General features: G+C 72.8%; 9 protein-coding genes. 5 read left to right on the top strand and 4 right to left on the bottom strand.

The window, feature by feature from the left end; translation table 11 throughout:
* Positions 1–119 precede the first annotated feature (119 nt).
* On the bottom strand, positions 120–1757 hold the full coding sequence (locus tag ACL02O_RS03205; RefSeq protein WP_412816402.1) for a cellulase family glycosylhydrolase: 1638 nt from the start codon (positions 1755–1757) through the stop codon (positions 120–122).
* A gap of 290 nt (positions 1758–2047) precedes the next feature.
* Complete coding sequence (locus tag ACL02O_RS03200; RefSeq protein WP_412816401.1) at positions 2048–3256, bottom strand: DUF349 domain-containing protein; 1209 nt, start codon at positions 3254–3256, stop codon at positions 2048–2050.
* Positions 3257–3459: 203 nt separating this feature from the next.
* Here ACL02O_RS03200 and ACL02O_RS03195 point away from each other — a divergent pair, with 203 nt between their 5' ends.
* From ACL02O_RS03195 to dapF, 3 genes are read left to right on the top strand one after another with little or no spacing between them, the layout of a single operon-like run.
* Positions 3460–4194, top strand: coding sequence for a class III extradiol dioxygenase subunit B-like domain-containing protein (locus tag ACL02O_RS03195; protein WP_412816400.1), 735 nt, complete (start codon positions 3460–3462; stop codon positions 4192–4194).
* Positions 4191–5102, top strand: a complete 912-nt coding sequence (gene miaA, locus ACL02O_RS03190; protein WP_412816399.1) for a tRNA (adenosine(37)-N6)-dimethylallyltransferase MiaA — start codon at positions 4191–4193, stop codon at positions 5100–5102. The genes ACL02O_RS03195 and miaA overlap by 4 nt, the downstream gene beginning before the upstream one ends.
* A gap of 7 nt (positions 5103–5109) precedes the next feature.
* Complete coding sequence (gene dapF / locus ACL02O_RS03185; RefSeq protein ID WP_412816398.1) at positions 5110–5955, top strand: diaminopimelate epimerase; 846 nt, start codon at positions 5110–5112, stop codon at positions 5953–5955.
* A gap of 478 nt (positions 5956–6433) precedes the next feature.
* On the opposite strand, the gene ACL02O_RS03180 is transcribed toward dapF, so the two are convergent.
* On the bottom strand, positions 6434–7906 hold the full coding sequence (locus tag ACL02O_RS03180; protein ID WP_412816397.1) for an NAD-dependent malic enzyme: 1473 nt from the start codon (positions 7904–7906) through the stop codon (positions 6434–6436).
* A 196-nt stretch (positions 7907–8102) separates the two neighbouring features.
* On the opposite strand from ACL02O_RS03180, the gene hflX reads away from it, so the two are divergent.
* The gene (gene hflX / locus ACL02O_RS03175) at positions 8103–9566 is read left to right on the top strand and encodes a GTPase HflX (protein ID WP_412816396.1); all 1464 of its coding nucleotides are present in this window, start codon (positions 8103–8105) and stop codon (positions 9564–9566) included.
* A gap of 50 nt (positions 9567–9616) precedes the next feature.
* Positions 9617–11236: a hypothetical protein gene (locus tag ACL02O_RS03170; protein ID WP_412816395.1), complete on the top strand. Its 1620-nt coding sequence runs from the start codon at positions 9617–9619 to the stop codon at positions 11234–11236.
* Between the two features lie 47 nt (positions 11237–11283).
* Here the strand turns inward: ACL02O_RS03170 and lexA are convergent, their stop codons facing one another.
* Positions 11284–12066: a transcriptional repressor LexA gene (gene lexA, locus ACL02O_RS03165; protein WP_412816394.1), complete on the bottom strand. Its 783-nt coding sequence runs from the start codon at positions 12064–12066 to the stop codon at positions 11284–11286.
* Positions 12067–12460 lie beyond the last annotated feature (394 nt).

Raw genomic sequence — 12460 nt, 5'->3', positions numbered from 1 at the left:
TTCCCCCCCCCCCCCCCCCCCCCGCCCGTCACGATCGACTTGACGCTGCTCGCGCTGTCGAGGGTGTACGAGTACGGGATGCTCTGCACGCTGCCACCGGTCTGGCCGCTGCCCGACGATCAGCAGGCGGTGCCGTTCAGCTGCACCGAGCCGGGCGCGGACGCCGCGCCGTTGGCGGTGAAGCCGATCGTCACCGACGCTCCCGCCGCGAGCGACTTCGCCCAGTCGGGGGCGGCGGCGGTGACCGTGGTGCCGGACTGCCTCACGGTGGCGTTCCAGCCGCTGGCCAGCGTCACCCCGGACGGCCAGGCCCAGGTGACCGACCACGGGTTCACCGTGCCGGTGCCGGTGTTCTTCACCGTCAGCTCACCCTGGAAGCCGCCCTGCCACGCGTTGACCTGCTTGTAGGTCGCCGTGCAGCCCCCGCTCGGGGCCGGTGTGGTCGGCGACGGCGACGGCGAGGTCGGCGACGGCGACGGCGAGGAGGTCACGGTCGGGGTCGGCGTCGGGTTGCCGCCGCCGCCCACCGGTGGGATCAGGTACGGCTGGAGGATGTCCTGCTTGGCCTGGTTGATGGTGGTCCAGTCGTCGTTGGCGATGCCGCCGGTGTCACCCGAGTTCGGGTTCCACGACCAGTAGGTGAAGGACATCCCGGTCACCCCGGTCCCGGTGTACGCCATCAGGTTCTGCAGCCAGACCTTGTCCTTCGGGTCCTGGAGCGTGGTGCCGAACTCGCCCATCATGATCGGCGCGATGTTCTGCTTGTAGAGGTAGCCCCAGTACTTGTCCCAGATCCCCGGCATGTTCGCCGGGTAGGTCGGGTCGTCGAACCAGGCCTGGTGGTAGACCGAGGTGGCGTACTCGTGCGGCGAGTAGACCAGCCGGTTGGCCACGTTCAGCCGGACCGGGAACTGGCCGGCCCTGGAGAGGTTGCCGCCCCACCAGCCGCAATCCTCGTCGTTGCTGGGGTCGCCGTCCCAGACGTTCGACAGGCCGCCGCTGGGGCAGCTCACCCCCTCCACGAAGATCAGCCAGTTCGGCTGCACCCCGAGGATCGCGTTGCCGGCCCGCTCGGCGGCCAGCCGCCAGTCCCGGGCGGTGTCGCCGCAGCCCCAGCAGGCGCCGGTGGCCGCCGGGTTGGTGCCCTCGGCGTGCGGCTCGTTGTGCAGGTCCGCTCCGATCACCGTGGGGTTGTTCGCGTACCGCTGGGCGAGCGTCTTCCAGTCCGCGATCCAGGTCGCCTCCGAGACGCCCGACGTGTACCAGAGCGGCGACTGCCCGGCCGAGGTGGGCCGGTGCCGGTCCAGGATGACCCGCATCCCCTTGCTGCCGGTGTAGTCGATGACCCTGTCGAGGATCTGCAACGGCGAGAGCCCGACCAGGTCCGGGTTGACGTAGTCGTTGATCCCGGTGGCCGTCGCGCCCGGCTTCAGCGCGTCGTTCGAGTACGGGATGCGCAAGGTGTTGTAGCCCAGTCGGGCCATGGTGTCGAGCTGGCTGCGCCACGGGTTGCTCGACCACAGACCGTGGAAGGTCCTGTTGTCGGTCTCCATGCCGAACCAGTTGATGCCGGTGAGCCGGACGGTGGCCCCCGTGCTGTCGACGATCTTGTTGCCGCTGGTGTGCAGGTAGCCGGTGCCGGTCCCGCCGGTGGCGGCGGCGGCCGGGGTGGTGCTGACGGCGGCGGCGACGAGGACGCCGGCCGCGGCGGTGGCGAGCGCGGCGAGCGCGCCGCCGAGGGCGGAGGGTCGGTGCATGGGTGCTCCACTTCGGATGCCCGTGCCGCAAAGGCGCCGCGGGCGGTGAGACCAGGAGAGACGGCCCGCTCGTCATCGCGTACGCGGACGGTGCGCGCCGGGCCGGTCACGTGGACGGCCACTCGCGGGGGAGCACCGGCGATCTCCGACGGCGGGATCAGCCGTCGGTGCCCTCGTGCCGGTGTCGGAACCTGGCTCCGCCGCCTATTCTGATCAGCTCGCCTCGATGCGTCAACACGCGGCAGCCCCCGGTCCCGCACGGGACCGGGGGCTGCCGAGGGTGGGTCAGGTCAGCTGGTCTGCTCGGCCAGCTGGAGGAACTGCCGCTTCGAGGCGAGCGCCTGCTCGGCCTCCTTGATCCGGCGGGCGTCCCCGGCGGCCTGGGCGCGGGCCAGCCGCTCCTCGGCCTCGGCGACCTGCGCCCGCATCTGCGCGAGCAGCGGGCTGTCTTCCTTGCTGGTCCGTCGCCACGCCGAGTCCATGACCTCGCGGACCTTGTCGTCCACGGCGCGCAGCCGGCGCTCCAGCCCGGCGGCCGCGTCGCGGGGCACCCGGCCGGCCTCGTGCCACTGTGCCTGGATCTCCCGCAGCTTCGCCTGGGCGCCCTTCGGGTCGGCGTCGACGTCGAGCGCCTCGGCCTCGGCGAGCAGGGCCTGCTTGCGCTCCAGGTTGGCCCGCTGCTCGTTGTCCCGGGCGGAGAAGACCTCGCTGCGCCGGGTGAAGAAGTTGTCCTGCGCCGCGCGGAACCGCTCCCAGAGCTTCTGCTCGGCCTCCTTGGACGCCCGTGGGGCAGCCTTCCACTGGGCCATCAGGTCCTTGAGCTGGCCAGCGGTGACCGCCCAGTCCGAGGAGTCCTTCAGCTTCTCGGCCTCGGCGACCAGCTCCTCCTTGACCGCCTGCGCCTGCTTGCGCTGCTGGTCAAGGGAGGCGAAGTGGGCGCCCCGGCGGCGGGTGAACGAGTCGCGCGCCGCGGCGAACCGCTTCCACAGCTCACCGTCGGTCTTCTTGTCGACCCCGCGGATGGTCTTCCACTCGTCGAGGATCTCCTTGAGCCGGTCCCCGGCGGTCTTCCAGCCGGTCGACTCGGCGGCCAGCTTCTCCGCCTCCTCCACCAGGGCGGTCTTGCGGGCCAGGGCCTCGCCTCGGGCGGCCTCCCGGGCCGCCTTGGCCTCGCCGGCCTTCTCCTCGGCCACCGTGGCCAGCTTGTCGAGGCGGGCGGCCAGCGCGTCGATGTCGCCGACCACGTGTGCCTCGGCCAGCGAGGCGCGGATCCGCCGGACGGTGGCCAGCGAGTGGCCGGCGTCCGCCGCGCCCGAGTTGAGCCGGGCCTCGGTCAGGTCCACCTCCGTCACCAGGTCGGCGAAGCGTCGGGCGAAATGGGCCAGCCCTTCCTCCGGGGCCCCCGCCTGCCAGGATCCGACCACCCGCTCGCCCTCGGCGGTCTTGACGTAGACGGTGCCGTCCGCGTCCACCCGTCCGAAGGCAGTCCAGTCGCTCATGTGCCCATCCTCGTTCTCCCGGCGTCGACGGGACTGCCCCCTCGATCGCCGCCACGGCGCAGCAAAGTTACTCCCGGCATTGTCACAGGTCCGCCCCCGTCCGTGTCGAGCGCCTGTCGTCGACCGTGACCATACGGTGTCGTAGCGCCTCGATGACCGGATCGGCGCGGGGACGCACCGGGGGATACGGATAGGTTGGACCCGTGCCACTGGTCGCCGCCGCCGTCTGTCCCCACCCTCCCCTGCTAGTGCCCGAGGCCGCCGGCGTCGCCGCCGGTGAGCTGGACCACCTCCGCGCCGCCTGCGACGCCGCCGTCGCCCGGCTCTACGCCTCCGGCGCGCGCACGGTCGTGGTGGTGGGAAGTGGCGACCGCACGACCGATCTCGACGCTCCGTACCGAGGCACTTTCGCGCCGTGGGGAGTGCCCTGGAGGGTCAGCCTGGGCCGGCGTCCGGACGGCGGCGTCGGCACGGACGGGCTACCGCTGAGCCTGCTCGTCGGGGCCTGGCTGCTGAGCCGCGTGTACCCGGACGAGACGCGCCCGGTCAGCTGGCGGATGGTGTCCGTCGCGTCCGACGAGCCGGCCGAGGACTGCGCCACCGGCGGGGCCCGGATGGGGTCCGCGGACCAGCCGTGGGCGCTGCTGGTCATGGGGGACGGGTCGGCGTGCCGGGGGATCAAGGCTCCCGGCTACGACGACCCGCGCGCCGAGGCGTACGACGACGGGGTGGCCCGGGCCCTGGCCGACGTGGACACGGAGGTCCTGCTCGGCCTGGACCCGGGGCTGTCGGCGGAGCTGAAGGTCGCCGGGCGGGCGCCCTGGCAGGTGTTGGCCGGCGCGGTCCGCGCGGCGGGCGGCGACTGGCGGGGCGACCTCGGCTACTACCAGGCTCCCTACGGCGTTGCCTACTTCGTGGCGAACTGGGAGCGGGCATGACCGGCACCGTGGTGGCCGTGGTCGGGCCGACCGCGGCCGGGAAGTCGGCGCTGAGCATCGCCCTCGCGCACGTCCTCGACGGCGAGGTGGTCAACGCGGACTCGATGCAGCTCTACCGGGGCATGGACATCGGCACCGCGAAGCTGACCCCCGCCGAGCGGGAGGGTGTGCCGCATCACCTGCTCGACATCTGGGAGGTCACCGAGCCGGCCAGCGTCGCGGAGTACCAGAAGCTGGCCCGCGCGGCGGTCGACGGCATCCTGGCTCGGGGGAAGGTGCCGTTGCTGGTCGGCGGCTCCGGCCTCTACGTGCGGGCGGTGCTGGAGCAGTTCGAGTTTCCCGGCACCGACCCGGCGGTGCGTGAGCGGCTGGAGGCGGAGCTGGCCGCGGCCGGCCCGGCCCCGCTGTACGACCGGCTGAAGGCGGCCGATCCGGTGGCGGCGGCCGGCATCCTGCCGAGCAACGGCCGGCGGATCGTCCGGGCCCTGGAGGTGATCGAGCTCACCGGGGCGCCGTTCACCGCCGCGCTGCCCGAGCCGACGCCTTACTACCCGTCGGTGCAGCTCGGGGTGGATCTGGCCACGGCGCTGCTGGACGAGCGGATCGCGCTGCGGGTCGACCGGATGTGGGCGGACGGCCTGGTCGCCGAGGTGCGGACCCTGGTCGGGCACGGCCTGCCCGAGGGGCGTACCGCCAGCCGGGCGCTCGGCTACCAGCAGGTGCTGCGCTTCCTGGCCGGGGAGCTGACCGAGACCGAGGCGCACGACGAGACGATCCGGGCCACCCGCCGGTTCGTCCGCCGGCAGCGCTCCTGGTTCCGCCGCGACCCGCGGATCCAGTGGCTGAACCCGGCCTCGGCTTCTTTTGTCGACACTGCGCTGCGGGTGGTCGCCGAGCATCGGCAATGATGGGGGCGTGGAGTTCACCAAGGGCCATGGCACCGGCAACGACTTCGTGATCCTGCCCGATCCGGACGGCGCGCTCGACCTGACGCCCGGGCTGGTCGCCGCGCTCTGCGACCGGCGGCGCGGGATCGGCGGGGACGGCGTGCTGCGCGTGGTGCGGGCCGCCAAGCACCCGGAGGGCGCCGCGCTGGCCGGTGAGGCCGAGTGGTTCATGGACTACTGGAACTCCGACGGCTCGTTCGCGGAGATGTGCGGCAACGGGGCCCGGGTCTTCGTCCGCTACCTGCTGGAGACCGGGCTGGTCACCCTGGGGGACGCCGCGCTGCCGGTGGCCACCCGGGCCGGAGTCGTGCGCGCGCGGGTCGAGGGTGCGGACGTCGCCGTCGAGATGCGGCGTCCCCAGCTGTACGGCACGGCCACCGCGACCCTGGGCGAGCTGACCCTGGCCGGCGCGGCGGTGGACGTCGGCAATCCGCACCTGGTCTGCGCCGTGCCCGCCGGACTGGCGCTGCCCGGCCTCGACCTCACCCGGGCCCCCGACGTCGACCCGGCGGTCTTCCCGTCTGGGGTGAACGTCGAGTTCACCACCCCCGGCGAGCCGGTGGACGGCACCGACGGGCACGTGCTGATGCGGGTCTACGAGCGCGGCTCCGCCGAGACGCTGTCCTGCGGCACCGGCACCTGCGCGGTCGCCGCGGTCGCGCTGCGCGACGCCGGCCGGGACACCGGCACGGTGACCGTGGACGTCCCCGGTGGCCGCCTCACGGTGACCGTGACCGACGACTCCTGCTGGCTCTCCGGACCGGCGGTCCTGGTCGCCACCGGCCAGGTCATCCTGGCCGCTCTGCACCCCTGACGGACGCCGCCCCTGCCGCCCGCCGGCTGTCCTTCGCCGCCGCCTGCCGCCTGCCCCGCTCGCGGCCTCTCGCTCGCGGCCGTCGTCCGCGACCGGCGGCGACAGCCGCGGCTCCGAGCGGGAGGCAGAAGATTGTTCAGCGATATGCCTCAGAGTCATATTCATGCCGCTGAGGCATATCGCTCTCGGGGCAAGGTCCGGGTGACTGCGACCCGCCGGCGCGGGCGGGCACCAGGCGCGGGCGGGCGCACGCCGGCACCGGGCGCAGGCGGGCACATGCGGACACGGGCGCACGCGGGCACGGGTGCAGGCGGGCACGGGTGCAGGCGGGCACCGCAGTCCCCGCGCTCCTCGCCGGTGAGCCGGGTGCCGGGCGGCCCTGACCGCCAGAACCTGTGGGCGTGACCCGTGGTGCGGGCGGCGGGGTGGGCCGGGACGGGTGCGGAAGCATGCTCCGCGGCCCGTGGATGGCCGCAGGTCAGGGGGTGGCGCTGGCGTTGGCGGCGATCTCCGGAAGGTCGGCCGGGCCGGGGTCGGCGGCCGGCGGGGGCGTCGCGCTGGGGTTCTGCGCGGCGGCGCGGACCGCCGCCGCGACCGCCGGGGCGACCCGCGAGTCGAAGACGCTCGGCACGATCACCGTCGGGTTGATCTTGTCCTCGCCGACCACGTCCGCGATGGCCCGGGCCGCGGCGATGGCCATCTCCTCGGTGAACTCCTCGGCGTGCGCGTCGAGCATGCCGCGGAAGACGCCCGGGAAGGCCAGTACGTTGTTGATCTGGTTCGGCTGGTCCGAGCGCCCGGTGGCGACCACCGCGGCGTGCTTGCGCGCCTCTCGCGGGTCGACCTCCGGATCCGGGTTGGCCAGCGCGAACACGATCGCGTCCTTGGCCATGGTGGCGATGTCGTCGCCGGTGAGCAGGTTCGGCGCGCTCACCCCGATGAAGACGTCCGCGTCGCGGACCGCCCCGCGCAGGTCGCCGGCGTAGTTGTCCCGGTTGGTGTGCTCCGCCAGCCACTGCCAGGCCGGGTTGAGGCCGGTGAGTCCGCGGTGCAGGGCGCCCTGCCGGTCGCATGCGATGATGTCGCCCACACCCTGCCGGAGCAGCAGCTTCATGATCGCCGTGCCGGCCGCGCCCGCGCCGGAGACGACCACCCGGACGTCCGCGAGCTGCTTGCCCACGACGCGCAGCGCGTTGGTCAGCGCGGCCAGCACGCAGATCGCGGTGCCGTGCTGGTCGTCGTGGAAGACCGGGATGTCCAGCGCCTCGCGCAGCCGGGCCTCGATCTCGAAGCAGCGCGGCGCGGCGATGTCCTCCAGGTTGATCCCGCCGTACGCGGGCGCGATCGCCTTCACGATCGAGACGATCTCGTCGGTGTCCTGGGTGTCCAGCACCACCGGCCAGGCGTCCACCCCGCCGAAGCGCTTGAACAGCGCCGCCTTGCCCTCCATCACCGGCAGCGAGGCGGCCGGCCCGAGATTGCCCAGGCCGAGCACGGCGGAGCCGTCGCTGACCACGGCGACGGTGTTCCGCTTGATGGTGAGCCGGCGGGCGTCGGCCGGGTTCTCGGCGATCGCCTGGCAGACCCGGGCCACCCCCGGGGTGTACGCGCGGGACAGCTCGTCCCGGGTGCGCAGCGCGACCTTCGAGCTGACCTCGATCTTGCCACCCAGGTGCAGCAGGAACGTCCGGTCGGACACCTTGCGGACGTCCACCCCGTCGAGTGCGGTCAGCGCGTCGACCACCTGGTCGGCGTGGTTCGCGTCGGCGGTGTCGCAGGTGAGGTCGACGATCACGTGGGCCGGGTCGGAGTCGACCACGTCGAGCGCCGTGACGATGGCGCCCGCCTCGCCCGCCGCGGTGGTCAGCCGGCCGATGGAGGAGGCGTCCGCGGGGACCGCGATCCGGATCGTGATCGAGAATCCGGCACTCGGCAGTCGGGTGTTGGCCACGAGAACTCCTCCGTCAGCACTGAGCGGCTCGACTGGCATTTCTACTCGCCTGCCCTGGTCCGCCGGCATCCGCCCCCGCTACCGGTGGGTAGCGCCACGGGCATATAGCAGGTGCATCGGGCGTTGGCACATGTCAGGATTGCTGATACGCGCTGGAAATCCCCCGGCGTAGGGCATAACGGACAGGAGACGCAGTTTGCGCGAGCAGGAGACCTCCCTCCCTCACACCGACGACGAGTTCGACGCCACCACCGGCGAGTTCGAGCTGTCCGAACGGCAGGCGCTGCGGCGGGTCCCCGGCCTCTCCACCGAACTCACCGACATCACCGAGGTCGAGTACCGCCAGCTGCGGCTGGAGCGGGTCGTCCTGGTGGGGGTCTGGACCGAGGGGACCCAGGAGGACGCCGAGAACAGCCTCACCGAGCTGGCGGCGCTGGCCGAGACGGCTGGTTCGCAGGTGCTCGAAGGGCTGATCCAGCGGCGCAACCGGCCGGACCCGGCCACGTACGTCGGTCGCGGCAAGGTCGACGACCTCGGTGCGGTGGTGCTCTCCACCGGGGCCGACACGGTGATCTGCGACGGTGAGCTGTCCCCGTCGCAGCTGCGCAACCTGGAGCAACGCACCAAGGTCAAGGTGGTCGACCGGACCGCGCTGATCCTCGACATCTTCGCCCAGCACGCCAAGAGCCGCGAAGGTAAGGCGCAGGTCGAGCTGGCCCAGCTCGAATACCTGCTGCCGCGGCTGCGCGGTTGGGGTGAGACCCTCTCCCGGCAGACCGGCGGTAGCGGCCGGGGTGGCGGCGCCGGCGGTGGCGTGGGTCTGCGTGGTCCCGGTGAGACCAAGCTCGAGACCGACCGGCGTCGGATCCGGCACCGGATCGCGCGGCTGCGCCGCGAGATCAAGAGCATGACGACGGTACGCCAGACCAAGCGCGCCCGCCGTTCCCGCAACGCGGTGCCCGCGGTGGCCATCGCCGGCTACACCAACGCCGGCAAGTCCAGCCTGCTCAACCGCCTGACCGGGGCGGGCGTGCTGGTGGAGAACGCGCTGTTCGCCACCCTGGACCCGACCACCCGCAGGGCCACCACGTCCGACGGGCGGCTCTACACCTTCTCCGACACGGTCGGGTTCGTCCGGCACCTGCCACACCAGATCGTCGAGGCGTTCCGTTCGACGCTGGAGGAGGTCGCCGACGCCGACCTGGTGGTGCACGTGGTCGACGGCACCCACCCGGATCCGGAGGAGCAGGTCCGGGCGGTCCGTGAGGTGCTCGCCGAGGTGGGCGCCGACCGGCTGCCCGAGCTGCTGGTGGTCAACAAGACCGACGCGGCCGACGAGGAGACGCTGCTGCGGCTCAAGCGGCTCTGGCCCGAGGCGGTCTTCGTCTCCGCCCACAGCGGGCGCGGGCTGGACGGGCTGCGCGAGGCGGTCGAGCAGCGGCTGCCCCGCCCGGCAGTCGAGGTCCGCGCGGTGCTCCCGTACGACCGGGGCGACCTGGTGGCCCGGGTGCACCGGCAGGGCGAGGTGCTGAGCGCCGCGCACCTGCCCGAGGGCACCCTGCTGCACGTTCGCGTCGGTCAGGCGCTGGCCGCGGAGCTGGCGCCGTATCGGGCGGGGGACCGGCTCACCACGGACGAGCGGGTCGGCGTCGGCGGCTGAGCCGTCCGGCGTCACCCGCCCGAAACCCGCGTCGTGCGACACTTGGCGCCATGCGGCACGCTGTTTCCTCGGTCACCATCGCGCTCAGTCTGATCGGCGCGGTCGTGGCGCCCGCCGGGCTCGCCGCGGCGGCTCCCGCCGTGGCCCCCGTGCTGGCTGCGGCTCCCAAGAAGAAGTGCACGGTCGAAGACAAACGGCTGCGCGAGCTGTCCGGGCTGGTGGCCACCAGCACCGGTTACGTCGTGATCGACGACGGCAGCAAAGACGACAGCCACAAGAAGGTCTTCTACCTCAACAGCAAATGCGCCATCGCGAAGGAGCCGGTCTCCTACACCGAGCAGGGGCCGTACGACACCGAGGACCTGGCCCTCGGGCCGGACAAGCAGACGCTCTGGATCGCCGACATCGGGGACAACGCCACCAGCAAGACCCGCCGGGAGCGGGTCGCCGTCTGGACCATGCCGCTGAGCGGCAAGAAGCGGCCGGTGCTGCACCGGCTGTCGTACCCGGAGCAGAAGCCGCACGATGCCGAGGCGCTGCTCGTCGGGGACGACAACCTGCCGCTGGTCATCACCAAGGACCCGTCGGGCAAGGCGGAGATCTTCAAGCCCACGGCCGAGCTCAAGTCGGGTGACACCCCGCCGGTGCCGATGGAGAAGGTCGGCGAGGTGACGGTCCCCAAGACGAACACGGACAACAAGCTGGGCGCGCCCGGGCGGATGACGATCACCGGCGCGGCCCGCTCGCCCGACGGCAGCAAGGTCGTCCTGCGCACCTACGCCGACGCCTTCGAGTACGACGTCGCGAACGGCGACATCGTCGGTGCGCTGACCAAGGGCACGCCGAAGGTGACGCCGCTCGCCGACGTGTTCGGCGAGGCGATCTCGTACACCGCGGACGGCAAGACCTTCGTCACGGTCTCCGACGTCGGCCTGCTGGACGCCACCGAGCCGGTGGAGATCCTCAGTTACACCCCGTCGACCACGGGCGCGGAGGCGTTGACGAACGCGGGCGCGGACCCGCCGAAGCCGTCGGCCGAGAAGTCCTGGCTGGAGGGGCTCTCCCTCGACGAGATCACGTATCTGATCGCCGCGGTGGGCGTGATCGGTGCCCTGATGGTCGGCGCCGGCATCTTCGGGATCATGCGGTCCCGGAACAAGCCGCGGCCGGCGGAGCCGGCCGGGCGGGACGACGAGGTCGCCGTGAACGGCGGCTTCCCGGCGTCCGGCAGCAACCGGCCCGACGCGGGTGGCGCGCCGGGCGGCGTCTACGGCGGCAGCGGTGGGGTCTACGGGGGCGCCCCGGTGGACGGCGGCGCCGGCCGCCCGGGCGCCGGCGGCGTGTACGGCGGCGGTCGTCCTCAGGACGGCGGCGGTCGGCGTGGTGACCGTCCCCAGGACGGCCCGGGACGTGGTGGCGTCTACGGCGGCGGCCCGCGGGGCGGCGGTGGCCGGCCGCAGGGCGGCGGCGTCTACGGTGGCGCTCCGCAGAGTGGGGGCGGCTACGGCGGTGGGCAGCAGGGCGGCGGCTACGGCGGCCGGGCCGAGCCACCACGCCGGGAGCCGGGCTACGGCGATTCGCGTGGCCGGCGGGGCGACGGCGGCTACGACGACCGGGGCCAGTACGGGCCGGTCTCGGGTGGCCGGGAGCACCGGGGCGACCGGTACTGACGCGTGGCGGACGGGTGACCGCCCGGTGGCGGTCACCCGTCCGGGTGTCAGATCCGGCGCAGCACGGCGACCACGCGACCCATGATGGTGGCGTCGTCGCCGGGAATGGGGTCGAAGGCCGGGTTCTGCGGCATCAGCCAGACGTGCCCGTCGCGGCGGCGGTAGGTCTTCACGGTCGCCTCGCCGTCGAGCATGGCGGCCACGATGTCGCCGACCTCGGCGTTCGGCTGCTGGCGTACCACCACCCAGTCGCCGTCGCAGATCGCGGCGTCGAGCATCGAGTCGCCCTTGACCTGGAGCATGAAGACCTCGCCCTCGCCGACCAGCTCGCGGGGGAGCGGGAAGATGTCCTCCACCGCCTGCTCCGCGAGGATCGGGCCACCGGCGGCGATCCGGCCCAGCATCGGCACGTACGCGGGGGTGGGCCGCTGGGCGCGGGCCGCCTCGTCGTCGACCTCGCCTGGGGCGCGGACGTCCACCGCGCGGGGGCGGTTCGGGTCGCGCCGCAGGAAGCCCTTCTTCTCCAGCTCCTTGAGCTGGTAGGCGACGCTCGACGGGGAGACCAGGCCGACCGCCTCGCCGATCTCGCGCACGCTCGGCGGGTAGCCGTGCCGCTCGACCCAGGTGCGGATGAACTCGAGGATGCGGCGCTGCCGGGCGGTCAGGTCGACCGTCGTCGGGTCGGGGAAGCTGCTGACCACCGGTGTGACCGGGCGTACGGCGGGCTGGGGTGCCCGGCTGCGCGCGGTGCGGGGTCGACGGGTCGCCGGCGGACCCGCCCCGTCGATCGGCTGCGGGTTCTTCTGCCGGCTGGCCCGGTCCTCGGTCACGTCCGTCCTCCCTGGTCGGCGCTGGGTGCCTCGTCGGCTCGTGGTGCGTGCTCAGGTGGTGCTGCCGACCGGGCCGCCGCGAAACGCCGCGTCCGGTCGTTCTTGACCGTATAGGTGAGATCGGCCATTTTCAAACATCTGTACGACCTGTTGTCGGCGTGTCGCGGGTAAATCCTGGATTTCCGAACGCCTGTTCTGATAAATGGTACGTCGGCCTCGAACGAATGTTCTATCGGCGTGTCGCGTGACCCCCGGCGCCACCGCCCGTTGGGCCCTCGGTGACACCCAGGAAGAGGTGGGACGGGTGAGTGATTCTGATGACGCGCCGGACACGCCGGCCAACTTGACCTCGCTAGTGCGACGGCATACCGTCAACCCCTAGATGTAGTAGTCA

Source organism: Micromonospora mangrovicola (genome assembly GCF_047200535.1).
Taxonomy (GTDB): Bacteria; Actinomycetota; Actinomycetes; order Mycobacteriales; family Micromonosporaceae; genus Micromonospora.
Note: the sequence above shows the minus strand (reverse complement) of the source record. Positions and strands in the feature narration are given on the sequence as shown.

What these genes read in the sequence shown, in the direction of transcription:
- ACL02O_RS03170 (WP_412816395.1), top strand. Translation starts at nt 9,617, where the DNA reads ATGCGGCACGCTGTTTCCTCGGTCACCATCGCGCTCAGTCTGATCGGC.
- ACL02O_RS03205 (WP_412816402.1), bottom strand. Translation starts at nt 1,757, where the DNA reads ATGCACCGACCCTCCGCCCTCGGCGGCGCGCTCGCCGCGCTCGCCACC.
- miaA (WP_412816399.1), top strand. Translation starts at nt 4,191, where the DNA reads ATGACCGGCACCGTGGTGGCCGTGGTCGGGCCGACCGCGGCCGGGAAG.
- ACL02O_RS03200 (WP_412816401.1), bottom strand. Translation starts at nt 3,256, where the DNA reads ATGAGCGACTGGACTGCCTTCGGACGGGTGGACGCGGACGGCACCGTC.